The organism is Kitasatospora sp. CB01950 (assembly GCF_001905465.1).
Classification (GTDB): Bacteria; Actinomycetota; Actinomycetes; order Streptomycetales; family Streptomycetaceae; genus Kitasatospora.
The window spans coordinates 763663-778697 of record NZ_LISX01000003.1 but is presented as its reverse complement, the minus strand read 5'-3'; the positions used below and the strand labels follow the sequence as shown (position 1 = coordinate 778697).

Annotated in this window: 15 protein-coding genes; 10 read left to right on the top strand and 5 right to left on the bottom strand. The window is 74.1% G+C overall.

What is annotated here, in order from left to right:
* Window positions 1–129: 129 nt before the first annotated feature.
* The 5 genes from AMK19_RS11960 to AMK19_RS11940 all read left to right on the top strand — a co-directional run bounded on the left by AMK19_RS11960 (window position 130) and on the right by AMK19_RS11940 (window position 4156).
* Complete coding sequence (locus AMK19_RS11960) at window positions 130–846, top strand: TetR family transcriptional regulator (RefSeq protein WP_073810788.1); 717 nt, start codon at window positions 130–132, stop codon at window positions 844–846.
* 191 nt (window positions 847–1037) lie between these two features.
* Complete coding sequence (locus AMK19_RS11955; protein ID WP_083646681.1) at window positions 1038–1475, top strand: Zn-ribbon domain-containing OB-fold protein; 438 nt, start codon at window positions 1038–1040, stop codon at window positions 1473–1475.
* Between the two features lie 204 nt (window positions 1476–1679).
* On the top strand, window positions 1680–3104 hold the full coding sequence (locus tag AMK19_RS11950) for a hypothetical protein (RefSeq protein ID WP_158071895.1): 1425 nt from the start codon (window positions 1680–1682) through the stop codon (window positions 3102–3104).
* Window positions 3105–3221: 117 nt separating this feature from the next.
* Window positions 3222–3608 carry a tetratricopeptide repeat protein gene (locus tag AMK19_RS11945; RefSeq protein WP_073810784.1) on the top strand — a complete coding sequence of 129 codons (387 nt, stop codon included), beginning with the start codon at window positions 3222–3224 and terminating at the stop codon, window positions 3606–3608.
* A gap of 122 nt (window positions 3609–3730) precedes the next feature.
* Entirely contained in the window at window positions 3731–4156 is a 426-nt protein-coding gene (locus AMK19_RS11940) for an SRPBCC family protein (RefSeq protein WP_073810931.1), read from the top strand.
* Here AMK19_RS11940 and AMK19_RS11935 read toward each other — a convergent pair.
* A complete protein-coding gene (locus tag AMK19_RS11935; RefSeq protein ID WP_073810782.1) occupies window positions 4134–6164 on the bottom strand; it encodes a SpoIIE family protein phosphatase in 2031 nt (676 codons plus the stop codon). The genes AMK19_RS11940 and AMK19_RS11935 overlap by 23 nt on opposite strands.
* Before the next feature lie 521 nt (window positions 6165–6685).
* Here AMK19_RS11935 and AMK19_RS11930 point away from each other — a divergent pair.
* The gene (locus AMK19_RS11930) at window positions 6686–7045 is read left to right on the top strand and encodes a 5-carboxymethyl-2-hydroxymuconate Delta-isomerase (RefSeq protein WP_073810780.1); all 360 of its coding nucleotides are present in this window, start codon (window positions 6686–6688) and stop codon (window positions 7043–7045) included.
* 2 nt (window positions 7046–7047) lie between these two features.
* Here the strand turns inward: AMK19_RS11930 and AMK19_RS11925 are convergent, their stop codons facing one another.
* Window positions 7048–7896, bottom strand: coding sequence for an alpha/beta fold hydrolase (locus AMK19_RS11925; protein ID WP_073810778.1), 849 nt, complete (start codon window positions 7894–7896; stop codon window positions 7048–7050).
* Between the two features lie 113 nt (window positions 7897–8009).
* On the opposite strand from AMK19_RS11925, the gene AMK19_RS11920 reads away from it, so the two are divergent.
* Complete coding sequence (locus AMK19_RS11920; protein ID WP_073810777.1) at window positions 8010–8471, top strand: MarR family winged helix-turn-helix transcriptional regulator; 462 nt, start codon at window positions 8010–8012, stop codon at window positions 8469–8471.
* 53 nt (window positions 8472–8524) lie between these two features.
* Here AMK19_RS11920 and AMK19_RS11915 read toward each other — a convergent pair whose 3' ends face one another.
* Both AMK19_RS11915 and AMK19_RS11910 read right to left on the bottom strand, forming a co-directional pair.
* On the bottom strand, window positions 8525–9628 hold the full coding sequence (locus AMK19_RS11915) for a glycoside hydrolase family 6 protein (protein ID WP_241844349.1): 1104 nt from the start codon (window positions 9626–9628) through the stop codon (window positions 8525–8527).
* 266 nt (window positions 9629–9894) lie between these two features.
* The gene (locus AMK19_RS11910) at window positions 9895–10704 is read right to left on the bottom strand and encodes a helix-turn-helix transcriptional regulator (protein ID WP_073810774.1); all 810 of its coding nucleotides are present in this window, start codon (window positions 10702–10704) and stop codon (window positions 9895–9897) included.
* Window positions 10705–10753: 49 nt separating this feature from the next.
* Between AMK19_RS11910 and AMK19_RS11905 the strand changes: the two genes are divergently transcribed.
* Complete coding sequence (locus tag AMK19_RS11905; protein ID WP_073810773.1) at window positions 10754–11218, top strand: DUF2000 domain-containing protein; 465 nt, start codon at window positions 10754–10756, stop codon at window positions 11216–11218.
* A gap of 28 nt (window positions 11219–11246) precedes the next feature.
* Here AMK19_RS11905 and AMK19_RS11900 read toward each other — a convergent pair whose 3' ends face one another.
* Window positions 11247–12488 (bottom strand): metallophosphoesterase, encoded by a 1242-nt coding sequence (locus AMK19_RS11900; protein WP_073810771.1) that lies wholly within the window; start codon window positions 12486–12488, stop codon window positions 11247–11249.
* Between the two features lie 537 nt (window positions 12489–13025).
* Here AMK19_RS11900 and AMK19_RS11895 point away from each other — a divergent pair.
* On the top strand, window positions 13026–13748 hold the full coding sequence (locus AMK19_RS11895) for a transglycosylase SLT domain-containing protein (RefSeq protein ID WP_143200161.1): 723 nt from the start codon (window positions 13026–13028) through the stop codon (window positions 13746–13748).
* Window positions 13749–13994: 246 nt separating this feature from the next.
* The gene (locus tag AMK19_RS11890; RefSeq protein ID WP_073810768.1) at window positions 13995–14987 is read left to right on the top strand and encodes a glycosyltransferase family 2 protein; all 993 of its coding nucleotides are present in this window, start codon (window positions 13995–13997) and stop codon (window positions 14985–14987) included.
* The last annotated feature ends 48 nt before the right edge of the window (window positions 14988–15035 follow it).

Genomic DNA, 15035 nt, shown 5'->3' with positions numbered 1-15035 from the left:
CAGCCGGTAGAGGTCGAAGTCCTGGGTCATGGCAGTCTCCTCGGTGATGGCACTCAGTACCCCCGATTATGCACACTGAGTGCAGCCTCGCCCAGTCTTCGGGCCCGGGTCGGTGCTACCGTCCGAGGTATGAGCGAGGTGCATGAGCAGGGCGGAACCACGGCGACCCGGCCGACGATGCGGGACGCCCTGGTGGAGGCGGCGTTCGGGCTGTTCTCGGATCGGGGCTTCGAACAGACCACGATCGACGACATCGTCTCGCTCGCGGGGGTCGGCCGGCGGTCGTTCTTCCGGTACTTCCCGTCGAAGGAGGCGGTGGTCTTCCCGGACCACGACGGCTGCCTGGCGGACATGACGGCGTTCCTGGAGCAGGCCGACCCGGCGGGCGACCCGGTGGAGCAGGTCTGCGACGCGGCCCGGCTGGTGCTGCGGATGTACGCGGGGAACCCGGCGTTCTCCGTCGGCCGGTACCAACTGACCAAGAAGGTACCGAACTTGCGCACCCACGAGCTGTCGGTGGTGTGGCGCTACGAACGCACCCTGGCGGGCCACCTGCGCACCCGCTACGCGGCCCGCGCGGACGGCGCGCTGCGCGCGGACGTGATCGCGGCGGCGGTGGTCGCGGCGCACAACTACGCGCTGCGGGCCTGGCTGCGCTCGGGCGGCGAGGGCGATGTGGGCGCCGCGGTGGACGAGGCGCTGCAGCTGGTGGTCGACACCTGGGGCGACGGCGCGGCCGAGGGCCGGTCGGAGTCGCAGGACGAGGAGGTGGTGGTGATGGTGGCCCGCCGCGGCACGCCGATGTGGCGGGTGGTGCAGGGCGTCGAGGCGGCCCTGGAGCAGTGAGCCGCCGCTCCCCCGCGCCGCCGGACGGACCTCGTTCGCCGCGCCGATGATCCGACGTACCGACTGGCACTCGGTACCTTTACACGGGGCACTGAGTGCCATACCTTCCTACTGGCAATGGCAGACCGCCCCGACCGCACGCCCGCCCGGCGGCGGTACGACGGCGCACCCGGCTCAGTAAGGAGACGGCCATGACCCCCACCCTCGCCCCGGCCGCACCGACGACGGCCCCGACGACCATCGGCGACCCCCACCCGCTCGACTCCCCGTTCGCGTTCCGTCGACAGCCCGAACTCCCGGCCGCCGAAACGGAGTTGCGCTACCGCCGGTGCCACTGGTGCCACTCGGCCAGTGCGACGACCTGCCTGCTGTGCCCGGTGTGCGGGTCGGCGGACCTGGAGCCGGCGGTGGCGGCCGGGCAGGGCACGGTGCAGCGGCTGCTGCGTCCGACCCGCCGGGGCGCGCTGATGGAACGCCCGTACCTGATCGTGCTGGACGAGGGCTTCACCGTGCAGGCGTCGGTGCTCGGCGGGCTGCCGGGCGCGGTGCCGATCGGGGCCCGGGTGCAGCTGGTGACCAGCGAGGAGGGCGGCCGGGTGCTCACCTTCCGCCTGGTGCCCCGCTCCTGACGCACCACCTCCTCCGCTCCGTGGCACCGGGTGCCACGGAGCGGAGGCGCGTGCGGGCCGCGCTCTCTCCTCCGACGGTCCGCACCTCCTGCACACTTCCGCCATCCTGCGGCACGAAAGCGCAGGCCTGGCGTGATCCCGTGCACGGAGCGCCACCACGCGGGTAGGGTCGGTGACGTTTGCTGTTCCGGGGGAGGTACTCACGTGCTCGATCTGAGCGCCCATCAGCCGGCCGCCGTTTGGCGACCGTTGTCCGATCCGCCACCGGGCCGGGAGTGGCTCGCCGGTCTGGCGGCCAACCCGGCGGCCCCGCCCGAGGTGCTGAGAAGGCTGCTGGACGACACGGCCGAGGGTGACGGCGCGGGCTGGCTGGCGCGCCGTCCGGAGCTGCCCGACGGCGTGCTGGAGGCGGCGCTCGGGCACCCGGACTGGCGGGTGCGGGCGGCGCTGGCGGAGCGGCCGGCGCTGGATCCCGCAGTGCTGACGGCACTGGCCGCGGACCGCGACCGCCGGGTGCGCCGGGCCGCCGCGTCGGCCGCGCACCGAGTGCCACTTCCGGAGTCCGTGTTGGCGGCGCTGGCGGCCGATCGCGATCCGGACACCCGCCGCCGGGTGCCCGGGGCCCCGGGCCTGCCGGTGGAACTGCTGGTGCGTCTCGCGCAGGACGGCTCTCCGCCGGTGCGGGCGGCGGCGGTGGCGGCGAACAGCTGGTGCCGGTTGCCGCCCCGGGTGCGCACGGCGCTGCGCGCGGACCGCGATCCGGCGGTGCGGGCGGCAGTGCAGCGCGCACTGCGGGTGGAGCGTCCGTTGCCGGTGACGCTGGCGGGGTACATCGCGGAGAGCGACCCGGTGCGCCGGGAGCGGACGGCGGCGGGGGCCGCCCTGGAACGCGCGCTCGGCGAGTGGCTGGTGCTGGACGACGACCCGCGAATCCGGCGGGCGGCGGCGGGCAATCCGCGGCTGCCGACGGATCTGGCGCTGGCCCTGGCCGCCGACCCGGACGCCGCGGTGCGGCTGGCGGTGTCGTTGCGGCCGGACCTGACGGAGGAGCAGCGCTCCGCCGTGGACCACGGCGCGTCGGAGGTGTCGGCGGAGTTGCCGTGGGTGGCCGAACGGGCGGGCGATCCGGCCGAGTTGGTGCGTCTGGCGCGCTCGGGCCATCCGCTGGTGCGGCGCGCGGTGGCGGCGTTGCGGCATCTGCCGGGCGAGGCGGTGGCGGTGCTGGCGGAGGATCCGGAGCCGTCGGTGCGGCTGGCGCTGGCGGTGCACTGTGCGGACGCGCCGGGCGAGTTGCTGCGGTCGGTGTACGCGGAGTTGCTGGGCCCGTCCTCGCTGCCCGGGCTGGAGCGGTTCGCCGCGCCGGGCCTGGCCCGGTGGGCGGAGCGGCCGGAGCCTGCGCTGCGGCTGGCGGCGTTGCGCGATCCGGAGTTGGCGCCGGAGGTGTTGGCGCGGCTGGCGGAGGATCCGGACGCGTCGGTGGCGCGGGCGGCGGCGGGTGATCCGCGGCTGCCGTTGGAGGTGTTGCTGGGCCTGCTGGAGTCGGGCGCCCGGCCGGGTGCGGCGGCGGCGAATCCGGCGCTGCCGGTGGGGTTCATGCTGCGGCTGCTGGACCTCGCGGCGGGCGCCTGAGCGCCTCCGTTCGGGGCGTGGAATAGAACCCAATAGGTGAAGGTTCAACCACCTGCCGGGCCGCGGAGGCCCGACCCGGGGTCCGACGACGGACCCGGACACGGGAAGGAGCAGGGCATGACCACCGACTTCCACCCGCAGACCACGGGCCTGCCGACCGCGCAGGCGACCCTCCACCAGGGGTCGGTCGCCGAGCGCTGGGCCCGCGCCCAGCTGTTCTTCGACTCCAAGGCCTACGCGGACGCCGCGCGAATCCTCGTCGAGCTGGTCGAGGAGGCCCCGGAGCAGGTCGGCCCGCGGCTGCTGCTGGCCCGGTCCTACTACCACTCCGCCCAGCTGCGCCGCGCCGAGGAGCAGCTGCGCGCGGTGATCGAGCGCGACCCGGTGGAGCACTACGCGCACCTCGTCCTCGGCCGCGTCCTGGAGCGCCAGGGCCGGCACGCCGAGGCGGTGCCGTACCTGCGCCTGGCGGCCGCGTTCGAGGGCACGTTCCCGCAGGACTGACCGGCTGCCCGTTCCGCCCCGCCCCCGACGGCGTCCCGTCCGTCGGGGGCGGGGTGCTGTCCGCGCTGGCAGGCTGGAGGGAGGAGCGTCGGGGATGCGTCGAGGATGCGGAGGTGCGCGCGATGCGGACCCTGGAGGAGCAGATCGAGGTGACCGCCCCGGTGGGGACGGCGTGGTCGCAGTTGCACCGGGTGGCGGAGTATCCGGAGTTCGTCGGCGGGGTGGTGCACGCCACGGCGCGGGGCCGGCGGCACGCGGATCTGGAGGTGGAGTTCGGCGGGGAGCGGCACCGGGTGGACGCGGAGCTGACCGATCACGGCCGGGGCCGGGTGATGAGCTGGGAGACGGTGGACGGGCCGCCGCTGCGCGGCACGTTCGCGCTGCGTCCGCTGGACGCCGTGCACACCCAGGTTCAGGTGCGGCTGGAGTACGACCCGGAGGAGCTGAAGGAGGCGCTGGGCGGTCCGCGCGGGTTCGCGCAGAGCCGGGCGGTGGAGGAGGCGGTGCGGACGGACCTGGAGCTGTTCAAGCAGCTGTGCGAGGAGTGACCGACTCGCCTGCGCCGATCGGCAGTTCGGCCCAGATGACCTTGCCGCTGGCGGGGTAGCGGGTGCCCCAGCGCTCCGCCAGCTGGGCGACCAGGAACAGGCCGCGTCCGCCCTCGTCGGTGTCGGTGGCGTGCCGCAGGTGGGGGGAGGTCGCGGAGCCGTCCCAGACCTCGCAGATCAGTGCGCGGTCGCGCAGCAGCCGGACCCGGATCGGTCCGCTGGCGTACCGGATCGCGTTGGTGATGAGTTCGCTGAGGACGAGTTCGGCGGCGAACGCCTGCTCGGTCAGGCCCCAGTCGTCGAGTCGGCGGGTGACGGCGGCGCGCACCCGGGCGACGGCGGCGGGGTCGGCGGGGACGTCCCAGTCGGCGACGTGGTCGGCGGGCAGGGCGCGGGTCCGGGCGACGAGCAGGGCGATGTCGTCGGCGGGGTTGGCGGGCAGCAGCGCGTCGAGCAGGTCGTCGCAGGTCTCCCGGGGGCTGCGGCCGGGGTGGGCGAGGGCGGCGCGCAGCAGTTTCATGCCGTGGTCGAGGTCGTGCGAGCGGGACTCCACCAGCCCGTCCGTGTACAGCACCAGCCGGCTGCCCTCGGGGAGCTCCAATTCGGCTGTCTCGTACGGCAGTTGGCCGATCCCGAGGGGAGGTCCGCCGGGCAGGTCGGGGATCTCGACGTGTCCGTCGGGGCGCACCACGGCGGGCGGCGGGTGGCCGGCCCGGGCGAAGCTGCAGCGTCGGGTGACGGGGTCGTAGACGGCGTACAGGCAGGTCGCGCCGGTGATCGGGCGTTCGGCGCCGTCCGGGCGGGGGTTCTCCTGGTCGAGGCGGTTGACCAGGGCGTCGAGGTGGCCGAGCAGTTCCTCGGGGGCCAGGTCGAGCGAGGAGAAGGTGTGCACCGCGGTGCGCAGCCGTCCCATGGTGGCGGCGGCGTGCACGCCGTGGCCGACCACGTCGCCGACGACCAGGGCGACCCGGGCGCCGGACAGCGGGATCACGTCGAACCAGTCGCCGCCGACGCCGGCCTGTGCGGGCAGGTAGCGGGAGGCGACCTCCAGGGCCTGCTGTTCGGGCAGCCCGGCGGGCAGCAGGCTGTGCTGGAGGGCGACCGCCATGGTGTGTTCGCGGGTGAAGCGGCGGGCGTTGTCGACCAGGACGGCGGCGCGGGCGGTGAGTTCCTCGGCGAGGGCGCCGTCCTCCTCGTCGAACGCGGGCCGCGGCCGGGACCGCCAGAACGTGGCGAGGCCGAGCATGGTGTCGCCGACGGTGAGCGGCGCGGCGATCAGGGTGTGCACCTGCTCGCCGCGCATGGCGTCGACGGCTCCGGGCTGGACGTCGTCCCAGACGTCGAGCGCCGTGGAGAGGTCGGGTTCGACCACCGCGCGGGCGGTGTCGACGGCACGGGCGCGCGGGGTGCCGGGGACGATCGGCACGGACGAGCCCGGGGGGAGCAGCGGTGGCTGCGCGGTGATCCCGGTGAGTGCGGCGCGGTGCATCGTCCCGTGCCGGGCGGGTCGGGGTTCGCCGCCGTCGAGGACGCCTTCGCAGAGGTCGACGCAGGCGTAGTCGGCGAACGCCGGGACGAGCGCTGCGGCGAGTTCCTGGCAGGTGCGGGTGATGTCGAGGGTGGTGCCGATGGAGCCGCCGGCCCGATAGAGCAGTTCGAGGCGGCGGCGGGCGGTGTCCGGGCCTGCGAGGACGGCCGTGTCGCGCAGTGTGGCGACCCGGTGGGCGGGGCCGCCGGCCCGGTCGGTGTGGCGCAGGTCGAGGCCGAGGGTGCGGCCGTGCATGGTGATCGGCGCGTCGGTGAGGTCGCGTCCGCCGTCCAGCAGCGCGAGCAGGCCGGCCGGCAGTCCGAGCGCCCCGACCGGCCGGCTCTCGCAGTCGGCGGGCAGTTCCAGCAGTCGCCGGGCCTCGTCGTTGGCGTACAGCAGCCGCCGGTCGGCGTCGACCAGCAGCAGGCCTTCCCGGACGACGGTCGGTTCGGCGTGTGCGCCGTGCGTCTCTCCGGTCATCCGCGCCGCCCGGGCCCGGTGGGCGCGGCTGCCGACGGGGGTGTCGGGCGGGGGCCCATGGACGTCCGGCGCGGGAAGGTGTGGCCCGCCGCGCTGGGTGGTCCGCCGGGTGCTGCCCGAAACCGGGTCATACGCCCATTCCTACACTCCCCGCTCCGGGCGGGCCAATGGCCGCGCCCGGACTTCCCCCGCTGATGTGCCGCTTTTAGGGTCTGTCCGGTCGATCTTGTCGGATCAGCGCGCGGCGGCGGGCGCCCGGCTGGGCGTGCCGCCGGAACGTCCTCGTACTGGGTGTACTTGGATGTTTCGGCGGTGCGTCCAGCCGGGATGATCCGGCGTCGCGCGCCCGGCAGGATCGACCGGACAGGCCCGCGCCTTTATTCTCCTGGCGTCTTGTGGATGGGCCTTCGGGTGGGCGGCGCCGCGTCCACCATGTGGGACCCCGGGCGCGGGCCCGGGGGTGGGCGGGGTTTAGATGGCAGGTGTAGAAGCCAAGCATCTGCGCGAAGAAGGTCCCCGCCATGCCCCACATCACCGTCGACTACTCGCCTCAGCTGGCCGACTCCTTCGACCGCCCCGGATTCGTCCGCGAGCTGCACCCGCTGGTGCGCGAGTGGGTGACCTCCCGAGGGGTGTGCAAGACCTTCTTCCGGCAGGCCGCGGAGACCTGGGTGGACGATGCCGACGGCCAGTTGACCGCCTTCGTGCACATCGCGATCGGCCTGCTGCCGGGACGGCCGGAGGGCTTGAAGGCCCGCCTGTCGGAGGAGGTGCTGCGCCTGCTCGACAAGCACCTGCGGCCCGTCCTCGGCCGCGAGGTCGTCCGCTCCGCCGAGGTCCGCGACCTCACCTCGTCGTACCGCCTGCGCACCGGCTGGTAGCGCTACCTGCGCAGGAACCGGATCAGCTCCGCGTTCAGCTCCGCCGCCCGGGTGTACGGCAGGGCGTGGTGGGAGACGCCGTCCAGGGTGCGGAGCTCGGCCTGCGGGAGCAGCCGGGCGGCGTTCGCGGCGAGGGTGCGTGGGCGGTGGGAGCGGCTGTCGCCCGCGACCAGCAGCAGGCAGCGGGCGCGCAGGGCGGCGAGGGCCTCCGCGGTGGGGCGGGGGCCGGTGATCGGGCGGGCGGCGGGGAAGGTCGCGGCGAGGCCGTACAGGCGCGTCCAGTCCGGGTCGAGCGGGACGCCGCCGGTCTCCCAGGCGAGGAACCTGCGGGCGCGGGCCTCGCTCGGGCGGGCCAGCATCGGCGCAGCGTGCAGCAGGTAGCGGGGCGCGTAGCCGGTGAAGCACCCGGTGGGGTCGAGCAGCGCGAGCCGGTCGATCCGCTCCGGGCGGCGCAGCGCGTGGCTCAGCGCGATCCAGCCGCCGTAGGAGTGCCCGCACAGGTCGACGCGGTCCGGGCCGAGCCCGTCCAGGACGGCGTCCAGCCAGCCGTGCAGGTCCTCGACGTCCCGCAGTGGCCGCTGGCCGCTGCTCGCGGAGCGGCCTGCCTCGCCGATCCGGTCCACGGCGAACACCCGTGCCTCGCGGGCTAGTTCGCCGATGTTGGCCCACCAGCTCGCCGCCGTGGAGCCGCCGCCGTGGAGCAGGACCAGCGGCGGCCCGTCGGTCGGTCCGGCGGCGTTCACGCGGGTGGTGCCGTACGGCGTCCCGACGTCGATGGTGTCGACGGGCACGGGCCAGCGGTCGAGCAGGGTGTCGTACGCGGACAGGAAGGCGGAACGGTCGAACGCCATGGCAGCAGCCTCCGCGGGCAGGATTGTCTCGCCGAACGAGTGTCTCGCTCGGCGAGATACTATGCACCTGTCCGTCCGTCCGCGAAGGCACCCCCGTCGAAAGGACGCCCCGCATGACCGACCAGCTCCCGGACCGCCCAGGTCTCCGGACGGTCCATCAACTCCGCGCCCTCACCGTCGACCTGGACCTTCTCGCCGCCGCCTTCGCCCAGCGCAACCGCCTTCACCCCACCGACCTGCGCGCCCTGATCGCCCTCCTCGACGCCGCCCGCACCGGCACCGCCGCCACCCCCGGCCTGCTCGGCCGCGAACTGCGCCTGAACTCCGCGGGCACCACCGCCGTCCTGGACCGCCTCGAACGCCACGGCCACCTCCGCCGCACCCGCGACCCGCACGACCGCCGCCGCGTCCTGCTGGAGGTCACCGAGCAGGCGGTCGCCCTCGGCGAGACCTTCTTCGGCCCGCTCATCGCCGACACCGTCGCCCTGGTCGACGGCCTCTCCCCCGCCGAACTCGCCGCCGTGGAAGGCTTCCTGACCTCCATGCGCACTCTGGTCGCCCGCCACACCGACTGACGGCCGGCGGCGGCGTGGGCGGGCACCCGCAGGCACCCGCCTCTGCGCCGCCGTCAGTGGCCGGGCAGCGCGCCGGTGTTGAAGCCGAGCTTCGGCGTGGCGTTGCGGGCCAGGGTCAGCGCCTGCTCGGGCCACCAGCCGCCGGCCGGCGGGTCGACGATGCCGTACTCGGGGTCGAGGGGGCCGGCCGTGCCCCGGGTGCAGCTGCCGTCGGACTCGCCCGGGACCTTCACCCACAGGTACGCGTCGAGCAGGGGAACGCCGGTGGCGGCCGTCGGACGGGTGCCCAGGCCGCGGCCGGGCGGGTTGCACCAGACCTGCGGGTCGCCGGTGTACTTGCCGGCCGGCGGGGTCCACGGGCCCTGGCCGTTGCGGCTGCTGTCGATCACGAAGTGCGTGAGCGTGGCGTCCGCCGGGACGTGCGCCGCGTACCAGGCGTCCGCGTCGGCGGCCGGCCAGTACTGGTTGGCACAGCTGTCGGCGCCCGCCCCGGGCGTGTGCTCCAGGTACCAGACGCACTTCGACACCTGGGTGCCGTACCGGATCAGCGACGCGTCGGCCATGTAGTTCGACACGTTCAGGAAGAAGCCCTGGGCGCGGCCCACCCCGGCGTCGATCAGCAACCGGGCCTGGGTGCCGACGTTCTGCCAGCCGCTGTGGCCGCCGTCCAGGTAGACCAGCGTGCCGCGCTGCTGCGCCAACCGGTCCACGGCCGCCCCGATCTCCGCCAGCCGGTCCTGCTGCTGGGCGGCCGTGCCGCCGCAGAACGCGGGCGACAGCGCGAGCCCGTCCGGCTCCAGCACCACCACGGTCGTCCGGTCCCCGATGCCGCGCGCGAGGGCGTCGATCCACGCCGCGTACTCGGCGCTGTTCGCCGCCCCGCCCGCCGAGTACTGCGAACAGTCCCGCCCCGGCACGTTGTACGCCACCGCGACCGGCACCTGCCGCGCCCGGGCCGCCTTCCCCTGCAGCTCCGCCATCGCGTCCGTGGTCTGCTGCGCCGTCGCCGTCCCGTTGAACCACTGCGCGACCGGCCACGACCCGAGCTCCGCCATCGCCTTCGCGCCCGCCAGGTCGTGCGCCCGCAGATCCGTCCACGCCTGCTGGACGGCCTTGCTCCCCGGGTCCACGTAGAACCGCGACTCAGCCCCCAACATCCGCGAGCCCGACCCCGCCGCCCCGGCCTGCCCACCCCCGATCCCCAGCCCCGACGCCACCATCACACCAACCGCCAACACGGCCCGCACACAACGGGTTGAACGACGCACGGCAGCCCTCTCCCCACACAATCCGACACCCGACAAGGCCGCCATGCACCCACCCCACCCAACCCCCCGTCAACCCCCGGCCCCTCAAACCCCCCACCGCCGCACTCCACCCCCGAAACTTTCACCACCCGCCCCGCCCGATCACCTCGTACGCCCTACCTGCCGCCCCCGCGGGCGAAGCGGGCCGGGGTGGTGCCCAGGATGCGGCGGAAGTGGCGGGTGAGGTGGGGCTGGTCGTGGAAGCCGAGGGTGGTGGCGACGGTGGTCGGGGGGTGGCCGTCGAGGAGGAGGTGGCGAGCGCGGTCGATGCGGCGGGCGGTCAGGTACTGGTGCGGGGGCAGGCCGAACGCCGTGGTGAACGCGCGGACCAGGTGCGCGGGGTGGGCGTGCAGTCGCCGAGCCGCCTCGTCGAGCGTGGTGCGTTCGGCGAGCCGGGCGTCCAGCAGGTCGCGCAGCTGATGGGCGAGCCCCCGGTCGACGGGCTTGGCGGGCAGCGCCGTTCGCGGGCGGAGCAGCTCCCGCAGCCGCGCGCTGATCAGCGCGAGCCGGCTCTCCGCCTCCCACTCCTCCCCCGGCGCACGGAGCGCCGTGTGCAGTTGCCCGACCCGGAGTCTCAGCAGCGGGTCCGCGAGGTCCGGCCCGTCCACCGCCGGTCCGATCAACTCCGCGCCCAGTTGCCCGAGTTCGAGGTAGAGAACACGTTTGCGGAAGCCCCCTTCGCCGGCCGGCGATCCGTTGTGCGGGACGTGCGGCGGCAGCAGGCTGACGGTGTCGTGCGGGGTGCCCCGGCGGTGGCGGTCGAGGTCGTAGCGGACGGCGCCGTCGTCGACGATCAGCAGCGTCCAGGAGTCGTGGACGTGCATGGGGTAGCGGTGTTCGGTGAGGTGTGCGTGCAGCACTTCGACGACGCCGGGGACGCGCGGCCGCCAGGCGGTGATCTGCTGCCTGGCCGGTGCCGCTGTCATGCAAAGAACGTACAAGACCTGGCTGCGCCCCGTCCGGCACGCTCACTCCATGGACATCCTGACCGCCCCAGCCTCAGCCCCTGCCCCCGCGCCAGCCCCCGCACCGCGCTTCGACACCAAGATCGCCGTCCTGCTGCGCGAGGATCTCGAACCCTGGCAGCGCCTGAACGTGACGGCCTTCCTGGTGAGCGGACTGGGCACCGCCGTACCGGAGTTGATCGGTGAGCCGTACGCGGACGCGGACGGAACGGCGTACCTGCCGATGTTCCGTCAGCCGGTACTGGTGTTCGAGGGCGGCGGGGAACTGCTGTCGTCCGCCCATGCGCGGGCGCTGTCCCGTTCGTTGCCGGTGGCGGTGTTCACCGCCGAACTGTTCGGCACCGGCAACGACCGCGACAACCGGGCGGCGGTCCGCGCCGTGCCGACCGCCGCACTCGACCTGGTGGGGCTGGCCCTGCACGGCCCGCGCAACGCCGTCGACAAGGTGCTCAAGGGCGCGCGCATGCACCCGTGAAGACCGGCCGCCCCGCCGAACAGCGGCGTCAGGCCTGGAGCGAGGCGAGTGTGACGACCGTGATGTCCGACGGTGCGCCGACCCGGACCGGCGGGCCCCAGGCGCCGGCGCCGCGGGTGACGTAGAGCTGGGTGTCGCCGTACCGCTCCAGGCCGGCGACGGTCGGGTTGGCGAGTTCGGCGAGGTAGTTGCCGGGCCAGAGCTGTCCGCCGTGGGTGTGGCCGGAGAGTTGGAGGTCGACGCCGTGCCGGACGCTGTCGTGGACGGTCACCGGCTGGTGGGCCATCAGGACGGCGGTCCGGCCGCGGTCGCGGTCGCCCAACGCCCGTGCGTAGTCGGGGCCTTGGCCCTGCGAGGTGCCGGCGATGTCGTTGACGCCGGCGAGGTCGAACCATGGGAGTTCGACGCGGGCGTTCTCCAGCGGGTGGACGCCGAGTTCGCGGACGAAGTCGACCCAGGGCGCGGCGCCCGAGAAGTACTCGTGGTTGCCGGTGACGAAGTACGCCCCGTCCTTGGCCCGCAGGTCCGCCAACGGGCGGGCGGCGGGGCCGAGTTCGGGGACGGTGCCGTCGACCAGGTCGCCGACCACGGCGATCAGGTCGGGCTGGGTGGCGTTGATGGTGTCGACGATGCGGCGGGTGTGCGCCCGGCCGAGTATCGGGCCGAGGTGGATGTCGCTGACCACGGCGATCCGGTAGCCGTGCGCGGCGCGCGGCAGCTTCGCCAGCGGCACCGTCACCTGCTTCACCTGCGGCCCGCGCAGCACCCCGTAGGCGCCGTTGCCGACCACGCCGACGGCGACCCCGGCGGCCGCCCCCGCCACCACCCGCGACACGAACAGCCGCCGCGACGGCTCCACGGCAACCGTCTCCGGCGGCTCCTGCTCCGCCGGGGCGTCCTCCAGGACGTCCCCCGCCGAAGCCAGCACGGCCTCCGGAGCCGCCACCGTCTCGCGCCGCCGCAGCAGGCGCAGCAGCAGCGGGCGCAGCAGCTCGCCGACCAGCAGCGCGAGCAGCAGGTAGAGGAGGACGGGCAGCCAGAGGTAGCCGGGCCAGGCGAACCAGCGTTCCACGGCGAGGGGGAAGGCCCGGCCGCCGAGCAGGGCGAGGAGGGAGAGGACGGGCAGCAGGACGACGAGCACGGTGCCCGCCCGCCGGTACCGGCCGCCGGGCGCGGAGACGTCGCGGACCAACCTGCGCCACACGTACCAGTGCGCCACCCCGAGCAGCCCGAGCACCGCCGCTGCCACCCCCACCACCGCGATCACCATGCGGCCAGTATCGGGGCGCGGTGATCGCGGGCTGTGACCGGGGTGCCGTTCCGTGCGACCGGGTGTGGTCGTCCGGGTGCGGGGTGTGCCGGTGCGCGTTCGGTTCCTGTGAGTCCTCCCACACCGCGGCGGGCTTCTACGATCCTCGATAGTCGATGCGGCGGCGCACCCGTCGAACGGTGCTCGCCCGGCCTCGTCCGCTCACCGGAGAGTATCGCATCATCGCAGGTCAGCGGCCTGTCCAGCCCCATCGACGCGGTGTGCCGGAGCGCCACCGGAACCGGGCCCGTCCGCACGTCCGCAGCAGCCCCCGCTACTACGCCGGGTAGTTTCCGGGGCTTTTGAGCCACTCTCCGTGATCTGCCGAGAATGTCCCCCGTCCGTCGGGCGGTCCGGCCGGTCCTGCCCGGTCACCGCCCCGCTGCCACCTCCGTCCGACTCCCCGCGCCTTGTCGCGTCGGTGTCGTGCGGGTGCGTGCCGGTCGGCGGGCCGCCGTGTCCCACCGGCCGTCCGGCCCGTACAAGAAGAGATCGCTCATGCCGCATCCCAGCACGTCCAGCCTCTCGGGGAGTTTCCGCCGTCACCGCCGCGCCGTGGTGTCGGGTGTGGCGACTCTCGCGGTCGCGGGCACGGCCGCGCTGGCCATCGCCCTGCCGCAGCACTCCGGTCCCGCCGAGGCCTCGGCCGCGTCGGCGAACGGTCAGCAGCTCGCGTCGGACGCCCTCGCGACTCCGACCGCCGCCGAGGCGAACGCGAGCGCCGGTGCGAGCGCGCAGGCCGAGGAGGAGGCGAAGGCCAAGGCGGACGCGGAGACGAGCGCGAGTGCGAGCGCCGAGGCGAAGGCGTCGGCGGAGGCGAAGGCCCGGAGCGAGGCGGCGTCCCGTTCGCAGCAGCGCGCGGCGGCACCGACCGCCAAGCCGTCCCCGTCCGCATCCCCGTCCGTCTCCGCGTCCGCCGTCGCGAAGGCGCTCGGCGGGACGCCGCAGCAGATCGCGGCGCAACTCGTGCCGGCCGGTCAGTTGCAGTGCTTCACCAACATCGTGGAGCGCGAGAGCGGTTGGAACGTGCACGCGACCAACCCGTCCTCGGGCGCGTACGGCCTGATGCAGGCGCTGCCGGGTTCGAAGATGGCGTCGGCGGGCGCGGGCTGGCGGGACAACCCGGCGACCCAGATCAAGTGGGGCCTGCAGTACATGAACCAGACGTACGGCAGCCCGTGTGCGGCGTGGTCGTTCTGGCAGGCCCACAACTGGTACTGAGCGGGGCGGGCGCACGGCCGCTCGGGCGCCTTCGGCACGGTGTGTGTGCAGCTCCGCCACCATGCGTACATCTGACGAATAGTCAGCAAGTCGCGGCGTTCCGCACCCTATCCGGACATTTCATCGCACGGGCGTGTTCGTTTGGTGAAGATTCGGCGAACTTCCCGTGGCCACTGTCCGGAATAGCCGCTTTAGAGCGGCTTCCGACCTTTGCCTGAGGCTGTCCCCGCCCCTAGCCTCCCGCCCATGGCCCCACCACTGATCACCGTCGTTCTCCCCGCCTACGACGAGCAGGAACAACTGAAGGAGTGTCTCGACTCCCTGCTCGGGCAGTCCTTCCGCGAGTTCGAGATCATCGTGGTCCAGACGCCCTCCCCGCACTGCCCGGAGGAGCGGCTGGTGGAGGCGTACGAACTGCGCGACGCCCGGGTACGGGTGCTGCGGTTGGACGCGGAGCCCGGCATCGGGCGGGCCCGGATGGCCGGCGCGACGCACGCGCGCGGCGACTACCTGCTGTTCCTGGACGCCGACCACCTGCTGTCGGCGGACGCGCTGGAGGCGATGGCCGCCCGCCTCGCCGAGACCGGTGAGGTCGATCTGCTGCTGTTCGGCCACAACCGCGAGTACCGGGGCAAGGTGTGGCAGGGCAACGCGGCCGAGCTGCTGGCCACCGTCGGGCCGGAGGTGTTCGGCCCGGACGAGCACCCGGAGCTGTTCGGCGCGCCACCGCTGATCTGGGACCGGCTGCTGCGCACCGGCACCGCCCCGGTCTTCCCGGACGGCTTCTACGAGGAGGTCCCGGCGGTGCACCGCTCGCTGCTGGCCGCCTCCCGGATCGCGGTGCTGGACCGCGAGTGCGTCACCATCCGCCGCCGCCACACCCTGCACCCGGCGGGCAGCGAAGGGGCCTCCCACTTCGACCTGTTCGACCGCTACGAGGGCAGCTTCGAGCTGCTGGACGCCCGGCCCGCCGAGGCCCCGCCCGTCCACCCGGAGCTGCGGGCGCACCTGTTCACCCGGATGGTCCGCCACTACCTGTTCGTCTTCGACCTGCCGGGCTGTCTGACCCGCGCCGAGCGCCCGCAGTTCTTCCAGCGGGCCGCCGAACACTACAAGCGTTTCCTGCCGGAGGGCTACAAGCGGCCCGACGGCCGCGAGGGCATCAAGTTCTCGCTGCTGGCGTCGAATTCGTACGCCACCTTCGAGGTCGCCAAGTTCTCCCGGCTGGCCCGCCGCTGAACTCCCCCGGCCGGCGCTTCCGCGCGCCCCTGACGGGTAAGCACTCAC